Consider the following 16,617-nt stretch of genomic DNA (forward strand, 5'->3'; position numbering starts at 1 on the left):
GCCCATGGAGCTTCGGATGACCGCATACGATCGCGACCTCGACCGCAATCCGGCCAATTTCCAGCCCCTGACGCCGTTGACCTTTCTGGCGCGCGCGGCGGCGGTTTTTCCGGACCGGGTCGCCATCGTTCACGGCGAATTGCGGCGGAGCTATCGCGATTTCTACGCGCGCAGCCGGCGCCTCGCGAGCGCGCTGGAGAAGGCGGGAATCGGGCGCGGCGACACGGTTTCGGCCATGCTCGCCAACACGCCGGCGATGCTTGAGTGCCATTACGGCGCGCCGATGGCCGGCGCCGTGCTCAATACGCTGAACACGCGCCTCGACGCGGCGATCCTCGCTTTCACGCTCGACCACGCCGAGACCAAGGCGCTCATCGTCGATCGCGAATTCACGGGCGTCATTCGCGAGGCGTTGGCGCTCGCCAAGGCGAAACCGCTGATCATCGACTACGACGATCCCGAATATCGCGGGCCGGGCGAACGTCTCGGCTCGATCGACTACGAGGACTTCATCCTCGCCGGCGATCCGGATTACGACTGGAAGCCGCCGGCAGACGAATGGGACGCGATCTCCCTCAATTACACATCGGGCACGACCGGCGACCCGAAGGGAGTCGTATATCACCATCGCGGCGCCTATCTCCTGGCCCTCGGCAATATTCTCACCGGCGACATGGGACGGCATCCCGTCTATCTGTGGACCCTGCCGATGTTCCATTGCAACGGCTGGTGCTTCCCCTGGTCGCTCTCGGTCGCCGCCGGCACGCATGTCTGCCTGCGTCAGGTGCGCGCCGGGCACATGTACGCGCTGATGTCAGAGCATGGCGTCACGCATCTTTGCGGCGCGCCCATCGTGATGTCGACGCTGCTCAACGCTAGCGAGGCGGAAAAGAAGCCGCTGAAGCAGACGGTGCGATTCTTCACCGCCGCCGCGCCGCCGCCGCAGGCGGTGCTGGCGGCGATGAAAGCGGCGGGCTTCGAGGTGACCCATCTTTATGGGCTCACCGAGACCTACGGCCCGGCGGCGGTCAACGAATGGCAGGACCGCTGGGATGGTCTCGACGCCTCTGGGCAGGCGCAGATGAAGGCGCGGCAGGGCGTTCGTTACTGCGTGCTGGAGGGACTCGACGTTATTGATCCCGAAACGATGCAGCCCGTGCCGCGCGATGGCGCGACCATGGGCGAGGTGATGTTCCGCGGGAACATCGTCATGAAAGGCTATCTCAAGAACAAGGCCGCGTCGGACAAGGCGTTCCACGGCGGCTGGTTCCATTCGGGCGATCTCGGGGTGATGCACCCGGACGGCTACATCCAGCTCAAGGACCGCTCCAAGGACATCATCATTTCAGGCGGCGAGAACATCTCCTCCATCGAGGTCGAGGACGTTCTGTTCAAGCATCCGAAGGTGAGCGCGGCTGCGGTCGTCGCGGCGCCCGACGATAAATGGGGCGAGACGCCTTGCGCCTTCATCGAGCTGAAAGAGGGCGAACTGGCGACGGCGGAAGAAATCATCGCTTGGTCGCGGACGCATCTCGCCCACTTCAAATGCCCGCGCCACGTGGTTTTCGGTCAGCTTCCCAAGACGTCGACCGGTAAAATCCAGAAATACATTCTGCGCAATCGCGCCAAGGAAATGTGGCCGGGCGGGACGTCGACGGCTACGCTCTGACGCCGCGGCGCTCTTTCGGGGAGCGTGCGTGAAAACAACACAGCCAGCAATTGCTGATCGCAATTGCTGGCTGGTGTCGACTTGCGCCGCCGCCGCCGGCCAGACCGGCGGAAGACGGCAAGAGCCGATTAGAAGAACAGGCCGAGGCAGCCGCCCGCCAGAGCGCCGACGACGCCCGCCGCGATCGTGTTCTGCAATCCGCCGAGAGCCGCAGCGGCGAGGCCGCCAAGAAGCACGCCGCCGACGCCGGCGAAGATGTAGGTGTTCGTGGTGATTTCGAAGTCTTTATCAGCCATGACCTTCACTCCTTAGGACGTTTCGGGGGCCGGGCCTTTTCGGCGCGGCGGATGGAATTAGAAGAACAGGCCGAGGCAGCCGCCCGCCAGAGCGCCGACGACGCCGGCCGCGATCGTGTTCTGCATGCCGCCGAGAGCGGCAGCGGCGAGGCCGCCGAGGAGCAGAGCGCCGACGCCCGCGAAGATGTAGGTGTTCGTCGTGATTTCGAAGTCTTTATCAGCCATAACCTTCACTCCTCTTTCGTTCCCAGAGCTGCGCCTTATTGTTTGTTTTTCTGGCGCTTATTCCCCCACTGCCGTGGTGGGCGCGTCATTTCGACGCAGGGGGAGGTTAGCACAAGTTTCGGCCGTGTCCAGCGCTGCGGCAAATGATCCGCGACAACGTGTCGCATAATATAGCAATTTGAAAAAACGTCAATTTCTTCTCCAGAGGCGAGAATTATCCGGCTTTCGCGCCGAAAAAAATTTTTTTCACGGGGCATTGCGGCCAGTTTGGCCGCACATGGCGGCGGGCGCTCGGCGGAGTCGTCTTGACGCCGTTGCGGCGGTATAGGGACGGGCTATGACCCAGATCAACGCTGACGCGCCTTCCGCCGAATCGAAACGCCCTTTCCTCGCCACGCTCTCTCCGCTGCGGCCGCTGCTTCCCTATGCGCTGCGCTACAAGGGAACGATCGCGCTCGCCTTCGCGGCGCTCATCGTCGCGTCCAGCGCGACGCTGACGCTTCCGGCCGCCGTGCGCGGCATGATCGATCATGGTTTTTCGGCGGAGAGCGCGGGCGCGGTGAACGCCTATTTCGGCGCCATGATCGCGGTCGCCGCCACCCTCGCGCTGGCTTCCGCCACCCGCTACTATTTCGTGATGACGCTCGGTGAGCGCGTGGTCGCGGACCTGCGCGCCGATCTCTTCAAACATCTCACCTCGCTCGACGCCGCTTTCTACGATACGGCGAAGACCGGCGAGCTGCTGTCGCGCCTCACGACGGATACGACGCTCCTGAAATCCGCCTTCGGCTCGTCTGCCTCCGTGGCGCTGCGCAATCTCTTCATGTTCATCGGCGCCGTGGTGATGATGTTCGCCACGAGCCCCAAGCTCGCCGGCCTCGCGCTCGCGGCGATCCCAGTCATCGTGCTGCCGCTCATCGCGTCGGGCAGGAGCGTCCGGCGCAGGTCGAAACATGCCCAGGACATGTTGGCGCAGGCGTCGGCTTATGCGGGAGAAAACCTGTCGGCGGTGCGGGCGATGCAGGCCAATGGCGCGCAGGCGGCGACCGTCTCGCGTTTCCGGCGCGCGGTCGAAACCGCCTATGAGGCCGCGCAGGCCGCGACGCTGACGCGCGCCTATGTGACGGCGGGCGCGATTCTCGTGGTCTTCACCAGCATTGTCGCCGTGCTGTGGCTCGGGGCGCAGGACGTTCTCGTCGGCCGCATGAGCTCCGGCCTTCTGTCGCAATTCGTGCTCTACGCCGTTCTCGGGGCGAGTTCCCTGGGTGAATTGTCCTCGGTCTGGAGCGAAGTCGCCGCGGCGGCGGGGGCGGCCGCGCGCATCGCCGATCTCTTGTCGGTCGCGCCGCGCATCGTGGCCCCGGCGAATCCCACGCCGGCGCCCGCGCGCTGGCAGGGGCGCATCGTGTTCGATCATGTCGGCTTCGCCTATCCGACGGCGCCGGACCGTCCTGCGCTCCGCGATCTGTCGCTCGCCGTCGCGCCGGGCGAGCGGGTCGCGCTCGTCGGTCCTTCGGGCGCGGGCAAGTCGACGCTGTTTTCTCTGCTTCTCCGCTTCTACGACGTGGACAGGGGCTCCATCACGCTGGACGGCGTCGATCTACGCACGCTCGATCCGCTCGATTTGCGTGCGGCCTTCGCGCTCGCGCCGCAGGATCCGGTGATCTTCGGCCTGAGCGTCGAGGAAAACATCGCCTACGGGCGCGACAATGCGACGCGGGAGGCCGTTGTCGCGGCTGCGAAGCGCGCGCAGGCGCACGATTTCATCGCCGCCCTGCCGCAGGGTTACGACACGCTTCTGGGAGAACGCGGCGTGACGCTCTCGGGCGGCCAGCGCCAGCGCCTCGCGATCGCGCGCGCGATCCTCGCCGACGCGCCGGTGCTGCTGCTGGACGAGGCGACTTCCGCGCTCGACGCCGAAAACGAGGCCGCCGTGCAGGCGGCGCTGCACGACGTGATGTCCGGCCGCACAAGCATTGTCATCGCCCACCGTCTCGCGACCGTGCTGGAGGCCGACCGCATCGTCGTGCTCGATGAGGGACGCATCGTGGAGGAGGGCACGCATGCGAGCCTCACCGCGGCGGGCGGCCTCTATGCGCGGCTTGCGAAACTGCAGTTCGACACGGAGCGCGGGGCGGCGGCCTGACGTTTCCGCCGCTCGCGTTTTCTTCCGCCGTCACTGCGTCAGGCGCAGCGGCGACGCGGTCGCGGAGACGGCGATATTGGCGAAGGCGTCCGACAGGGCGGAGGAATCCGTCGCCACGAAGGCGTTTTCCGGCTTGCTGGCGCAATAGGAGAGCAACGCCGCCGAATGCGCCTGTTCCGCGGGGCTCAGGAAGCCGCTGTGGTTGAACATGACGGTATAGATCGAAATCCCTTTCGCCTTGGCGTTGTCGCAGGCCTTTTTCAGGCGGTTGTCGAGGAAGGTCTGCAAGCCGGCGTAGGTGGTCACGCCGTCCGCCCATGACAGACGGCTTGCGCCCATATAGCCGTAGGCGGAGTAGTCGGAGATGTTCGCGCTCGACGCGTTGCCGTTTTCGGCGAGCCCGTTCACGCCGTCCGTCATCAGCACGATGACTTTTTTGGTCTTCGTGTCCGTGTAGGGCGCGCCGTCGGCGTAGGGCTTTTCCGGCGACAGCGTGCGCCACGCCCAGGTCAGTCCTTCCGAGATCACCGTGCCGCCGTTGTACCAGAAGTTCATGGCCTCGATCGCCGAGATCACTTGTCCCTGATTGTTGGTGAGGCGCGTCACCGGCTCGGGGCAGGCGGCGTTGGGGCCGTAGGTGTCCGGCGCGGTCTCCTTGATGATGGCGGACCTTGTCTTGCCGTCATATTTCAGGATGCTCTGGCCGTTGTTCCAGCTATTGGCGACCCAATTCCAAGTCGACGGAACCGCGTAGTCTACGAGATAATTGTTGTGGAACGCGCCCGAACCGGAGACGAAGGCGCCGGGCGCCGCCGCCGACCAGTCGGACGGCTTGTAGTCTGGTTCGTCCGGCCAGAAGTAGGGCGTGAACAGCGAGGCGGCGTCGCCGCTCGTCGGCGGAATGTCGGTCACGTCGTAATCGACGCCTGTGTTGTAGGAGGTTCCCCAGGACGCGTTCGCGGCGGCGATTTCATTGGCGTTGGCGCGCGCCTCGACGCAGCCCTTCCATCTCACCGCTTTCCCTTTTTCATCGAGCAGACGGTTGAAGAGTTCGTAATTGCTGACCGTGCCGGGGTTCATCGTCCAATCGCAGCCGGCGGTGTAGGAATCCTTGGGTTGCAGATTGAAGCCCGTGGGAACGGTGAACTGGCGGTTGGTCGCGCTCGATCGCAGCCTTTGCGTGGAAAGCGGGGGAATCGTATTCGGCGTAACGTCGGCCGCGAAAGCGGCGCTGACGCCGAACAACTGTTGCGCGACGCGCCGGAAGGGGTCGAGTAGCTGGATCAGATCGCGCGCGTCGCCGGAGGTGTCGCCGCTGTTCCCGCCGCCCGGGCCGAAGCCGCCAGGGCCCCACACGGGCGTGCAATTCTTGTCGTAGCCGAGCCAAGCCCAGCGGAACCAGTTTCCCGTCGCGGGCGCGGACATGCGCGTGTCGATCATCGACATGTCGGCAAGGCCGGGATTCACCGCCGCCACATAAGGCACGACGCTCACCCGAATCTTGCTTTTGGAGCCGCCGCCCATGACATTCTGAACCAGCGTCTTCGCGGCGCTCTTCAGGGAAGCCATGTCGTTGCGCATGGAGCCCGTGTTGTCGAGAGCAAGGGCGATTTCGACCGGCGCGTCGCCCCCGCCGAACGAAACGGCCTCCGACATGGCGCTGATGCGGATCGTCTCGAAATTCGCGAATTTCAGCAGAGAGGTCTTGACCAGCGCGTCGGCCTGAACCCGATAAGTTCCGGCGACGGGCTCCGTTTCCGTCACCTTGAGCGATAGACTGCCGGCGAGGGCGCCGAGATTGGCCAGAACCGCGTTTTTCGCAACGTTCTGGCGCGCCGTCTGCGTCAGCCGGCTTTGTCCGCCAGCCGTCAGCGCGGCGGCGTCCGTCGCGGACTGCAATTTGGACTTGATCAGCGCCGCGCGTCCGTAGTCGATCGCGGCGCCAATGCCGAGCATCGACGGAACGAAGGCGAGGCCAAAAATGAGCGCCGCGGCGCCCGAGCGGGCGCGCGCGAACTGTGCGGCAAAAGCGGCGGCGGCGCGGACGAGCGAAACATTCGATGTCGTCATTCTCGAGGATTCCTCCGAAGCGCGCATCGTACATGGCCAAATTCAAGCTTCCGTAAATCAGTTGCTCTTGACGCGCCTAACTTGCGTTAATCTTTGCTTTAACGTCGCGGCTGGCGGCGCGCTCGCCGACCGTCCGCCGAGGATGGGAGAACTGCGGCGCGGCGGCCGGCGGCATTTGCCTTTGCTTTGATTGATGCTAAGAGCACCCGCCAACCCCGCGCGGCGCGCTCATCCCGCCGTCGCCCCTTTCCGCGCACAAGGAGTTGGCCCATGGCCCGTCTGACCGCCACGTTGACCGAAGCCCTTACGTTCGACGACGTGCTGCTGCGGCCAGGCCATTCGCGCGTGATGCCGTCGGGCGTCGACATCTCCTCGCGCCTGACTCGCGAAATCCGCCTCAACCTGCCGATCGTCTCCGCGGCCATGGACACGGTGACCGAGGCGCGTCTCGCCATCGCCATGGCGCAGGCCGGCGGCATCGGCGTGATTCACCAGAATCTTTCGCCCGCCGATCAGGCGGCCGAGGTGCGCAAGGTCAAGCGCTACGAGAGCGGCATGGTGGTCGATCCGATCACCATCTTCCCCGACGCCACGCTGGCCGAGGCGCTGTCGCTCATGGCGGCCAACGGCATCTCCGGCATTCCGGTCGTGGAGCGCTCAGCCGACGGCGGGAAGGGCAGGCTTGTCGGCATTCTGACGAATCGCGACGTGCGCTTCGCGGCGGATCAGCGCCAGCCGATCGCCGAATTGATGACGAAGAAGCTCGTGACCGTGCGCGAGGGCGTAGGGCAGGAGGAGGCGCAGCGCCTGCTGCACGAGCATCGTATCGAGAAGCTGCTTGTCGTCGACGAGAATTATCGCTGCGTGGGCCTTGTCACCGTCAAGGACATCGAGAAGGCCACCCAGCACCCCAACGCCTGCAAGGACTCCGAAGGCCGCCTGCGCGTCGCGGCGGCGACGACCGTCGGCGACCACGGATTCCAGCGCGCGCTCCAGCTCATCGACGCGGGCGTCGATTGCGTCGTGATCGACACGGCGCATGGCCATTCGCAGGCGGTGATCGACCAGGTCGCGCGGGTGAAGCGGGAAACCAACAAGGTTCAGATCATCGCCGGCAATATTGCGACCGCGGAGGCGGCTAAGGCGCTGATCGACGCCGGCGCAGACGCGATCAAGGTCGGCATCGGGCCGGGCTCCATCTGCACGACGCGCATCGTGGCCGGCGTCGGCGTGCCGCAACTCACGGCCATCATGGAGGCGGCCGAGGAGGCGCGCAAAGCAGACGTGCCGGTGATTGGCGACGGCGGCGTGAAATATTCGGGCGATCTCGCCAAGGCGATCGCGGCGGGCGCGGAAGTGGTGATGATGGGTTCGCTCTTCGCCGGCACGGAGGAGTCGCCCGGCGAGGTGTTCCTCTATCAGGGCCGCTCGTTCAAGGCCTATCGCGGCATGGGCTCGGTCGGCGCGATGACGGCCGGCTCGGCGACGCGCTATTTTCAGGGCGACGTGAAGGATCAGCTGAAGCTGGTGCCGGAGGGCATCGAAGGGCAGGTGCCCTACCGCGGTCCAATCGGACCCATCCTCTATCAGCTCGCGGGCGGCCTGCGGGCGGCGATGGGCTATGTGGGCGCGCCGACGGTGAAGGAGTTCCAGGAGCGCGCGCAGTTCGTGCGGATCACCAACGCCGGTCTGCGCGAGAGCCATGTGCACGACGTCGCGATCACGCGCGAGAGCCCGAATTATCCGACCGGGGTCTGAAACGAGAAGGGGGCCCCGCGACAGGCCCCCGGAAAATTTTAGGATGAAACCGATCCCTGAAAGATCGAACCCAGCCCGAGAATCCTGCCCCTCAAATTCGCGTCTCAGTATCGAACACCGAGACTTTTCGACGTCCGCCGAAATTTCGTACGCCCCTCGCTGTTCGTGTACAGACTATGATTCCCTTGTCGGAAGCGCATCGCGCAAATGGATGATGCGCTTCCGGCGTTTTGTGCTAGGCGCCGGCGGATCCCGTCCGCCGGCCGCCTCAATGCTTGCCCGGCTCGAGTTTCACGCCGCGCCGCTCGTAGTGAATATAAGAGAGCAGGGCGGTCATTTTCGGGTCGTCCGCGGCCAGCGGCTGCCCCTGCAGCGGGTTCCTGACGCACCAGTTCACCATTTCCCAGAGCTGGGCGACCTTGCCGAACTGCTTCTGGAATTTGGGGTAGGTCTCCGGGTGGGTGTTGGCGGCGTTCGGATGGCATTGCGCGCAGGCGACGCCATTCGTCCCGAGCGCGCCGCTGGTCCAGAGCTCGCGGCCCTTCTTGGCGACGGAGTCGTATTCCGCCTGCCAGCGTTGCACGTCCGTCTGTTTGAATTCGTCCGCGAGAGCGGGGCCGGCGGCAAGGCCGAGGCCCAGCGCGAGGGCGGTCATGGAAAAGCGCATGATGTTCTCCTCGGGTCAGTAATGGGCCTGGGCGGCCTTCCGGCGCATGGGATCCTGATAGCTCTTGTCGACGGGATGGCCCGCGTAGGGATCGAAACCGACGATGCGCGGGTCATTGTCCCAAAGCTGGTAGCGCGCCGTGACGCGGCCCGAGTTGACGTCGATGAGCTGCCAGCCGGTGGCGTCGCGCTCGAAGAAGGGATCGGCGCGGTTCATCGGCACGGTGAGCACCGGCAGGTGGCTTTCCGCCTGCGCATAGGTCGCGGGGTAGGGCCAGGGCCAGGCCGTCGCCATCACCGAATTGAAGGCGATGTTGCCGATCTGGTTGTACTGGATCTGGTGAACGTGCCCGTAGATGACGTTGACGCGCTTGAACGGCGCCAGCAACGCCTGCACCTCCTCCGCGTCGTCGGTCCAGAAGTTCCAGCCCTTATAGATTTTCTGCAAGGGCGAATGGGAAAAGACGACGATCGGCGTGTCTTTGGAGACCTTGGCGAGGTCGTCCGCGAGCCATTTGCGCTGCTTCTCGCCGACCATGAAGGGAGAGCCGTTCGGATTGTCGAGGCCCGCCATCTCCAGCATCCGCTGCTCGGGCGTCGGCCAGCGATGGAACGTCCATTCGTCCGTCGTCAAAATGGAGTTCAGCACGATGAAATGCACGCCCTTCACGTCGAAGCTGTACCAGTGCGGGCCATAGAGTTTCGACCAGTATTCGCCGAGATCGAGATAATAATCGTGTTCGCCCATCACTGCATGGAGCTTGCCCTTGAGCGCCGACAGCATTTCGGCGCCGTGATCCAGCTCCTCCCGCTTGCCGAGCTGGGCGAGGTCGCCGCCGAACATGACGAAGTCGACCTCCGGCTGGATGAGATTGGCCTCCGCCACGGCGCGCTTGAGACCCATGTCCCAGTTGCGCACGAAGCTCGCGCCCTTGATCTGCTGAATGTGTGAGTCGGAAATATAGGTGAAGGACACGTCGGGCCGTTCGCCTGCGAACGCCAGCCGCACCATGCTGATCGGCAGCGTCGACACTGTGCCGGCAAGTCCCGCCGCGCCCGCCGCCATGACGCTGCGTCTCGTAACGAGTTTCGTCATCGTTTCTCTCCCTCGCGGTTCATGGCCGCGTCATTTCGACTGCGCTGCGGCGTAAGCCGGGCTCGTGAGCGTCTCCATGAAGGCGACGAGATCGTCGATCTGTTGATCGGACAGGGCGAGCGGCCGTATGCCGCCGGACAGATAGGGATTGACGGAAGGGTCGCCCGGGCTCTTGCCGCCTTCGTTGTAATGTTTGACGACGTCCTTGAGCGTCTTCAGCGAACCGTCGTGCATGTAGGGCGCGGTCAGCGCGATGTTTCGCAGCGTCGAGGTCTTGAAGCCGCCGATCTCGTCGAAGGCGTTCGTCACCGCGAAGCGTCCGAGGTCTGACGTCTTGGGATCGGCGAGAACGGATTTGTCCACGTCCGCGCCCGCGAGCTTGGCCTTGAGAAACTCTCCCGCGAGCTTCGGGACGTCCGCCTGTATGCGGTTGATGCCGACGCCGATGTTGTGGAACCTGTTGTCTGTGAAGAGCGCCTGCGTCTGTTCGATCACATGGCAGGAGACGCAGCGTCCCTGACCGACGAAGACGTTGAAGCCGCGTTTCGCCTGATCGCTGATGGCGGCGGCGTCGCCGCCGAAATACCAGCGGTCAAAGGGCGAATCGCCGGAGACGACGCTGCGCTCGAAGGCGGCGATGGCTTTCTTGACCTCGTCCATCGTGACGTCCTTGCCGCTCTTCCCGAAGGCTTTCTTGAAGCCGTCGACATAGGCGGGATCTTCTCGAACGATCTTCAGGACGGGCTCATGATTGGGCAATCCCATCTCGACGGGGTTCACCATCGGGTGTTGCGACTGATCCTCGAGCGACGGCGAGCGTCCGTCCCAGAACAGCGTCGTGAAATAGGCCGAATTGATCACCGTCGGCGCGTTGCGCGTGCCGGTGAGCTTGTGATGCCCTTCCGAGACCTTCAGCGGACTATCCGTGAAAGCTTTCTTGTCATTGTGGCATGTCGCGCAACTCACCGTGCCGTCGATCGAAAAGCGCATATCGTGAAAGAGCTTGTCGCCGAGCGCGATCTTCTCGGGCGTCTGCGGGTTGTCGGCGGGAACGGGAACTTTGGGCAGTCCCAGGGGCTCCGCGAGCGCTCCCGTCAGGCCGAAAGCGGCGGAGAGGGTGAGCGCCGCAAGCGTTGTCTCAACGCGAATCCTTTTTCTTGACAAGCGCATAGCTTTGTTTCCTCCGCGTCATGCGCAGCGCGCCGCGCCGGCGGCTGCTCTTTTCAGAGTGCTCCGCTTACCAACTGATGACAAGTCTCCGTCCCGGCAATACGCAACCAGCGAAGTCGACGGTCGATTTTCACTGGAATTCTATTTGTGCGATGCGGCATGTACAGTGTTCGAATATTTTCTTCCTGACAATCTTCCTTGTCCGGCGACTTGGTCACGGGCGCGGATTCGACCTCGCCCAATTCCCCGGTCCCGATTGTTTTTTACGCCGAAACCGGCCGCGTCGCCGGGTCGCGAGGGCTTTCGCCGGAAGAGGGCTTGTGATAGCCGAAGGCGCGAGCTTCGCGCGCGCAGCGCAGCGGGGCGGTCAGCTTTCAACGACCAAAGCTGCAAGGGAGCGAAAAATAATGTCCCGAATTCGGATTGCCGTGACGAGCGCGATGCTGCTTGCCCCCGTCATCGCGCAGGCGGGCGACTTGCGCGATGACGCCAACGCGCTGTTCAAGCCGATTGACGCCGCGAGCGTCAATTCGGTCGTGAAGAACAACCCGATCACCCCCGCGAAGGTTGAGCTCGGCCACAAGCTCTTCTTCGAACCCCGTCTCTCGAAGAGCCAGATCATCAGCTGCAACAGCTGCCACAATCTCGGCACGGGCGGCGTCGACGCCGGCCCGACCTCGATCGGTCATGGCTGGGCGAAAGGCCCGCGCCGCGCGCCGACGGTTCTCAACGCGGTCTTCAACGTCGCCCAGTTCTGGGACGGCCGCGCGGTCGACCTGAAGGCGCAAGCGAAGGGGCCGGTGCAGGCCGACGTCGAGATGAACAACTCGCCGGCCGCGGTCGAGGCGACGCTCAAGAGCATGCCGGCCTATGTCGCCGAGTTCCGGGCGGCTTTCCCGAACGATCCGAATCCGGTCAGCTTCGACAATATGGCCAACGCCATCGAAGCCTTCGAGGCCACGCTGACGACGCCGAACTCGAAGTTCGACAGGTTCCTCGCTGGCGACGGCAGCGCGCTCAACGACGCCGAGAAGAAAGGCTTGCGGCTGTTCATGGACAAAGGTTGCGCCGGCTGTCACAACGGCGTGAACGTCGGCGGCAACGGCTACTTCCCCTTCGGCGTCGCCCAAAAGCCCGACGCGACGATCATGCCTGTCGCCGATCGCGGCCGCGCCAAGGTGACGAATAGCGATTTGGACGCCTTCGTCTTCCGGTCGGCGCCCCTTCGCAACGTCGCGCTGCGGGCGCCGTATTTCCACAGCGGCGCCGTCTGGACGCTGGAGGAGGCGGTCGACGTAATGGCGAAGGACCAGCTCGGCATGACCCTCGCGCCCGACGAAAACGCCGCGATTGTCGCCTTCCTGGGAGCGCTCACCGGCGACCAGCCGAAGGTGTCCTATCCCATTCTGCCGGCGCGGACCAAGGACACGCCGCGTCCGCAGTAACGAGTCGTGAGCGCGCCCTAGCGGCGCGCTCCCCTCCGCAGGCTCGGACATGGCGCGCGACGGCGGGGTCATTTGTCGCGCAATCGCTCATGCGAGCCCGATTCCCGCGAAATCGACGTTCCAGCTTCAAAACGTTTTTTGGGAGGGTGGAACCGGTCGACGCGGTCGCGCCGGTCGCTCTGTCGCGTCCGGCCGTGGACTGGCTGCAACAGTCCTGTTGGCGGGGATTCTAATCTCATGACGGACAGCTGATCGCCTATTCGCCCCCATCTTGCCACATTGATTTGAGTGTTAATCAATTCATAATCTTATGGAGGCGCCCGGAGTGTCCCTGGCGGCCCAATTTCCATCCCATAGGATAGTTTTTTTCCTATCCACTGGGGTTGTTATTACTATTCGATAGACAGTTATTTTCCATTCTTGTGGGTATTGTCATTATGTTGGGGAGGGGGAATGGTTGGGCCACGCTAAACGGGGTCTGCGGTCTGGTCCGGGAGGGTCGGATTGGGGCTTTGTTTAGGCGGCGACGTCGGTGTTCGTCCGATAACAACAAGCGGCTGAACTGGCTTGTTTTGGTTTCTCTGGAATTGATCTGGGGGGGCTGGGACGGGTTGGGGGCTGCGCAAGACAAGGGCGGTAGGGCGGTGGTTTTCGTTTTGAGGACGGGACCTGCCCAACGTTTACGAAAACGAGGACGAAGCAGCTCTGTTCTGGGAGGCGGAGCGATACCGGTCACGCGCATATCCCTGGGAGCACATAGGAGGAGTTGAAATATGAGCTCGACCACTAGCACAGCTACTGGCGTAGCTGCTGGCTCGGAAGCTGTAGTCGATCTGCGTGGGATGTGGATTGGCCTTGCGCTTCTGAACACGTTTTATCTGATCGTTCGCATTTATGAGCAGGTGTTCGGCTGGCGCGCTGGCCTGGACTCTTTTGCTCCGGAATTCCAGACCTACTGGATGTCGATCCTTTGGACCGAGATTCCTCTGGAGCTGGTTTCTGGTCTGGCTCTTGCGGGCTATCTGTGGAAGACGCGCGACCGCAACGTCGACGCGGTGACGCCGCGCGAAGAGATGCGCCGTCTGGTTGTTCTGGTTCAGTGGCTTGTCGTTTACGGCATCGCCATTTACTGGGGCGCGTCGTTCTTCACGGAGCAGGACGGCACGTGGCACATGACGGTTATCCGTGACACGGACTTCACGCCGTCGCACATCATCGAGTTCTACATGAGCTACCCGATTTATTCGGTGATCGCGGTTGGGGCGTTCTTCTATGCGAAGACCCGCATTCCGTATTTTGCTCATGGCTACTCGCTGGCGTTCCTGATCGTCGCGATTGGCCCGTTCATGATCATCCCGAACGTTGGCCTGAACGAGTGGGGCCACACCTTCTGGTTTATGGAAGAGCTGTTCGTCGCTCCGCTGCATTGGGGCTTCGTGTTCTTCGGCTGGATGGCGCTGGGCGTGTTCGGCGTCGTTCTTCAGATCCTGATGCGCATTCATGCGCTGATCGGCAAGGAAGGCGTCGCCCTCCTCACCGAGTAAGGTTGGATGACCCGCTCGCGCCTTCGGGCGCGAGCGGAAGTCTGAGCGCGGGATTTTTTCTTAACGGACATGGGCGCGGGTTTCATCTGGCTGCCTGAGGCGGCTGGGGAGGTTTCGTCTGTGTCGAGATCCGGGGTTGAGCCCTGGGTTGGAGAACGGGAAGGTTTCGCGGCGCTTCGCCGAGAGGCGCAGCGTGAGGAAAGGCCGGCCGGCGGGATGCGTTCCGACGTCCGGGGCCAATTTCGGGGCCTATGAGGGACCCGGGTTTGGCGGCAACAAGAAATCTCGGGGCTGCGAGGCGCTCGAGAAACACCAAGGAGAAGAGTGATGTCACAATCGAAAAGCGGGGGGGCGGTCGGTCCGTTCAACTCCGTCGCCGAGGCGGCGGGTTGCGTTCAGTCGGTCGACTGGATGCTTCTTGTTCTGCTGTTTTTCGCCGTTCTGGGCGGTTACCACGTCCACTTCATGCTGACGGCGGGCGACTGGGACTTCTGGATTGACTGGAAGGATCGCCGTATGTGGCCGACGGTCGTGCCGATTCTGGGCGTGACCTTCTGCGCGGCGTCGCAGGCTTTCTGGTGGGTTAACTTCCGCCTTCCGTTTGGCGCCGTTTTCGCGGCTCTGGGCCTTCTGATCGGCGAGTGGATCAACCGCTACGTCAACTTCTGGGGCTGGACCTATTTCCCGATCAGCCTGGTGTTCCCGTCCGCTCTGATCGTTCCGGCGATCTGGCTCGACGTGATCCTGCTTCTGTCGGGTTCCTATGTGATCACGGCGGTTGTCGGTTCGCTGGGCTGGGGTCTGCTGTTCTATCCGAACAACTGGCCGGCGATCGCCGCCTTCCACCAGGCGACGGAGCAGCATGGTCAGCTGATGACCCTGGCCGATCTGATTGGCTTCCACTTCGTCCGCACGTCGATGCCGGAATACATCCGCATGGTCGAGCGCGGCACGCTGCGCACGTTCGGTAAGGACGTTGTGCCGGTTGCGGCGTTCTTCTCGGGCTTCGTCTCGATGATGGTGTATTTCCTCTGGTGGTTCATGGGCCGCTGGTATTCGACGACGAAGGTCATCGACACCATCTGATGCGGGTTTCGGCCGGGGGTTCGCGAGGCCGGTCGGCCGAACCTGACAAGCAAGACGCAGGGCGGATTTGGTTGGATCGCCGATTTGGCCTTTCTCTTTGCGGATGAAAAAGCGGCTGGCGCGCGAGGCGCCGGCCGGAAGAGGAACCTGGGAGGTTTGTTCATGAAAAAGCTAGTCAAGCTCGCCGCCATTGGCGCGGCGGCTGCTGTTGCGGCGACGCTGGGAGCTGTCGCTCCGGCCTCGGCGCACGGCGAGAAGTCGCAGCAGGCGTTCCTTCGCATGCGCACGCTGAACTGGTATGACGTCGCGTGGTCGAAGACGACGGTGAACGTCAACGAGGAAATGGTTCTGTCCGGCAAGGTCCACGTGTTCTCGGCGTGGCCGCAGGCTGTTGCGAACCCGCGCGTTTCGTTCCTGAACGCCGGCGAGCCCGGCCCGGTTCTGGTTCGCACGGCGCAGTTCATCGGGGAGCAGTTCGCTCCGCGTTCTGTTTCGCTGGAGATCGGCAAGGACTACGCGTTCTCGATCAACCTGCGGGGCCGTCGCGCCGGCCGTTGGCACGTTCACGCTCAGATCAACGTCGAAGGCGGCGGTCCGATCATCGGCCCGGGCCAGTGGATTGAGATCAAGGGCGACATGAAGGACTTCACCGACCCGGTGACGCTCCTCGACGGTTCGACGGTTGACCTCGAGAACTACGGCATCTCGCGCGTTTACGCGTGGCATCTGCCGTGGATGGCGATTGGCGCGGCTTGGATCCTGTTCTGGTTTGTCCGGAAGGGCATCATCGCGTCGTATATCCGCGTTGCGGAAGGCAAGCCGGACGCCGTGATTGGCGACGACGACCGCCGCATTGGCGCGATCGTTCTGGCTCTGACGATCCTCGCGACGATCGTTGGTTACGCCGTGACGAACTCGACCTTCCCGCGCACGATCCCGCTTCAGGCTGGCTTGCAGAAGCCGCTGACGCCGATCGAGACGGAAGGCACGGCGGGCGTGGGCAAGGAGCAGGTGACGACCGAACTGAACGGCGGCGTCTACAAGGTTCCGGGCCGCGAGCTGACGATCAACGTGAAGGTCAAGAACGGCACGTCGCAGCCGGTTCGCCTCGGCGAATATACGGCGGCTGGCCTGCGCTTCCTGAACCCGTCGGTGTTCACCACGAAGCCTGACTTCCCGGATTACCTGCTTGCCGACCGCGGTCTGTCGAACGACGACACGATCGCCCCTGGCGAGTCGAAGGAAATCGTCGTGAAGATCCAGGACGCGCGTTGGGACATCGAGCGTCTGTCGGACCTGGCTTACGACACCGACAGCCAGATCGGCGGCCTGCTGTTCTTCTTCACGCCGGACGGCAAGCGCTTCGCGGCTGAAATCGGCGGCCCGGTGATTCCGAAGTTCGTCGCCGGCGACATGCCCTAAGCGAAACTCAATCGCCAACTAAAT

13 protein-coding genes are annotated in these 16,617 nt (G+C 63.5%); 7 read left to right on the top strand and 6 right to left on the bottom strand.

All coding sequences use genetic code 11. The annotated features are described in order from the left end of the window. Positions 1-16: 16 nt before the first annotated feature. Positions 17-1,669, top strand: coding sequence for an acyl-CoA synthetase (locus tag ACV959_RS08020; protein ID WP_475739350.1), 1,653 nt, complete (start codon positions 17-19; stop codon positions 1,667-1,669). A gap of 128 nt (positions 1,670-1,797) precedes the next feature. Here the strand turns inward: ACV959_RS08020 and ACV959_RS08025 are convergent, their stop codons facing one another. Further along, complete coding sequence (locus tag ACV959_RS08025) at positions 1,798-1,965, bottom strand: hypothetical protein (RefSeq protein ID WP_475739351.1); 168 nt, start codon at positions 1,963-1,965, stop codon at positions 1,798-1,800. A gap of 57 nt (positions 1,966-2,022) precedes the next feature. Next, positions 2,023-2,190, bottom strand: coding sequence for a hypothetical protein (locus ACV959_RS08030; RefSeq protein ID WP_475739352.1), 168 nt, complete (start codon positions 2,188-2,190; stop codon positions 2,023-2,025). A 337-nt stretch (positions 2,191-2,527) separates the two neighbouring features. Between ACV959_RS08030 and ACV959_RS08035 the strand changes: the two genes are divergently transcribed. Beyond that, positions 2,528-4,336 carry an ABC transporter transmembrane domain-containing protein gene (locus ACV959_RS08035; protein WP_475739353.1) on the top strand — a complete coding sequence of 603 codons (1,809 nt, stop codon included), beginning with the start codon at positions 2,528-2,530 and terminating at the stop codon, positions 4,334-4,336. A gap of 30 nt (positions 4,337-4,366) precedes the next feature. On the opposite strand, the gene ACV959_RS08040 is transcribed toward ACV959_RS08035, so the two are convergent. Then, the gene (locus ACV959_RS08040) at positions 4,367-6,406 is read right to left on the bottom strand and encodes a pilus assembly protein TadG-related protein (RefSeq protein ID WP_475739354.1); all 2,040 of its coding nucleotides are present in this window, start codon (positions 6,404-6,406) and stop codon (positions 4,367-4,369) included. A 270-nt stretch (positions 6,407-6,676) separates the two neighbouring features. Between ACV959_RS08040 and guaB the strand changes: the two genes are divergently transcribed. Further along, entirely contained in the window at positions 6,677-8,164 is a 1,488-nt protein-coding gene (guaB, locus tag ACV959_RS08045) for an IMP dehydrogenase (protein ID WP_475739355.1), read from the top strand. Between the two features lie 268 nt (positions 8,165-8,432). Here the strand turns inward: guaB and ACV959_RS08050 are convergent, their stop codons facing one another. From ACV959_RS08050 to ACV959_RS08060, 3 genes are read right to left on the bottom strand one after another with little or no spacing between them, the layout of a single operon-like run. Further along, positions 8,433-8,831: a c-type cytochrome gene (locus ACV959_RS08050; RefSeq protein ID WP_475739356.1), complete on the bottom strand. Its 399-nt coding sequence runs from the start codon at positions 8,829-8,831 to the stop codon at positions 8,433-8,435. A gap of 15 nt (positions 8,832-8,846) precedes the next feature. Further along, a complete protein-coding gene (locus ACV959_RS08055) occupies positions 8,847-9,926 on the bottom strand; it encodes a metallophosphoesterase family protein (RefSeq protein ID WP_475739357.1) in 1,080 nt (359 codons plus the stop codon). Between the two features lie 30 nt (positions 9,927-9,956). Further along, positions 9,957-11,096 carry a cytochrome-c peroxidase gene (locus ACV959_RS08060; protein WP_475739358.1) on the bottom strand — a complete coding sequence of 380 codons (1,140 nt, stop codon included), beginning with the start codon at positions 11,094-11,096 and terminating at the stop codon, positions 9,957-9,959. A 407-nt stretch (positions 11,097-11,503) separates the two neighbouring features. Between ACV959_RS08060 and ACV959_RS08065 the strand changes: the two genes are divergently transcribed. From ACV959_RS08065 to amoB, 4 genes are all read left to right on the top strand, one after another. Further along, positions 11,504-12,541 (top strand): cytochrome-c peroxidase, encoded by a 1,038-nt coding sequence (locus tag ACV959_RS08065; RefSeq protein WP_475739359.1) that lies wholly within the window; start codon positions 11,504-11,506, stop codon positions 12,539-12,541. Between the two features lie 773 nt (positions 12,542-13,314). Then, the gene (amoC, locus tag ACV959_RS08070; protein WP_475737512.1) at positions 13,315-14,085 is read left to right on the top strand and encodes a bacterial ammonia monooxygenase, subunit AmoC; all 771 of its coding nucleotides are present in this window, start codon (positions 13,315-13,317) and stop codon (positions 14,083-14,085) included. A 327-nt stretch (positions 14,086-14,412) separates the two neighbouring features. Next, positions 14,413-15,171: a bacterial ammonia monooxygenase, subunit AmoA gene (gene amoA / locus ACV959_RS08075; protein WP_475737511.1), complete on the top strand. Its 759-nt coding sequence runs from the start codon at positions 14,413-14,415 to the stop codon at positions 15,169-15,171. 162 nt (positions 15,172-15,333) lie between these two features. Further along, positions 15,334-16,593: a bacterial ammonia monooxygenase, subunit AmoB gene (gene amoB / locus ACV959_RS08080; RefSeq protein ID WP_475737510.1), complete on the top strand. Its 1,260-nt coding sequence runs from the start codon at positions 15,334-15,336 to the stop codon at positions 16,591-16,593. Positions 16,594-16,617 lie beyond the last annotated feature (24 nt).

The sequence above is a fragment of the Methylocystis sp. Se48 genome (genome assembly GCF_056269425.1).

What these genes read in the sequence shown, in the direction of transcription:
- ACV959_RS08050 (WP_475739356.1), bottom strand. Translation starts at nt 8,831, where the DNA reads ATGCGCTTTTCCATGACCGCCCTCGCGCTGGGCCTCGGCCTTGCCGCC.
- ACV959_RS08025 (WP_475739351.1), bottom strand. Translation starts at nt 1,965, where the DNA reads ATGGCTGATAAAGACTTCGAAATCACCACGAACACCTACATCTTCGCC.
- ACV959_RS08035 (WP_475739353.1), top strand. Translation starts at nt 2,528, where the DNA reads ATGACCCAGATCAACGCTGACGCGCCTTCCGCCGAATCGAAACGCCCT.
- amoC (WP_475737512.1), top strand. Translation starts at nt 13,315, where the DNA reads ATGAGCTCGACCACTAGCACAGCTACTGGCGTAGCTGCTGGCTCGGAA.
- amoA (WP_475737511.1), top strand. Translation starts at nt 14,413, where the DNA reads ATGTCACAATCGAAAAGCGGGGGGGCGGTCGGTCCGTTCAACTCCGTC.
- ACV959_RS08030 (WP_475739352.1), bottom strand. Translation starts at nt 2,190, where the DNA reads ATGGCTGATAAAGACTTCGAAATCACGACGAACACCTACATCTTCGCG.
- guaB (WP_475739355.1), top strand. Translation starts at nt 6,677, where the DNA reads ATGGCCCGTCTGACCGCCACGTTGACCGAAGCCCTTACGTTCGACGAC.
- amoB (WP_475737510.1), top strand. Translation starts at nt 15,334, where the DNA reads ATGAAAAAGCTAGTCAAGCTCGCCGCCATTGGCGCGGCGGCTGCTGTT.
- ACV959_RS08020 (WP_475739350.1), top strand. Translation starts at nt 17, where the DNA reads ATGACCGCATACGATCGCGACCTCGACCGCAATCCGGCCAATTTCCAG.
- ACV959_RS08065 (WP_475739359.1), top strand. Translation starts at nt 11,504, where the DNA reads ATGTCCCGAATTCGGATTGCCGTGACGAGCGCGATGCTGCTTGCCCCC.
- ACV959_RS08040 (WP_475739354.1), bottom strand. Translation starts at nt 6,406, where the DNA reads ATGACGACATCGAATGTTTCGCTCGTCCGCGCCGCCGCCGCTTTTGCC.
- ACV959_RS08060 (WP_475739358.1), bottom strand. Translation starts at nt 11,096, where the DNA reads ATGCGCTTGTCAAGAAAAAGGATTCGCGTTGAGACAACGCTTGCGGCG.
- ACV959_RS08055 (WP_475739357.1), bottom strand. Translation starts at nt 9,926, where the DNA reads ATGACGAAACTCGTTACGAGACGCAGCGTCATGGCGGCGGGCGCGGCG.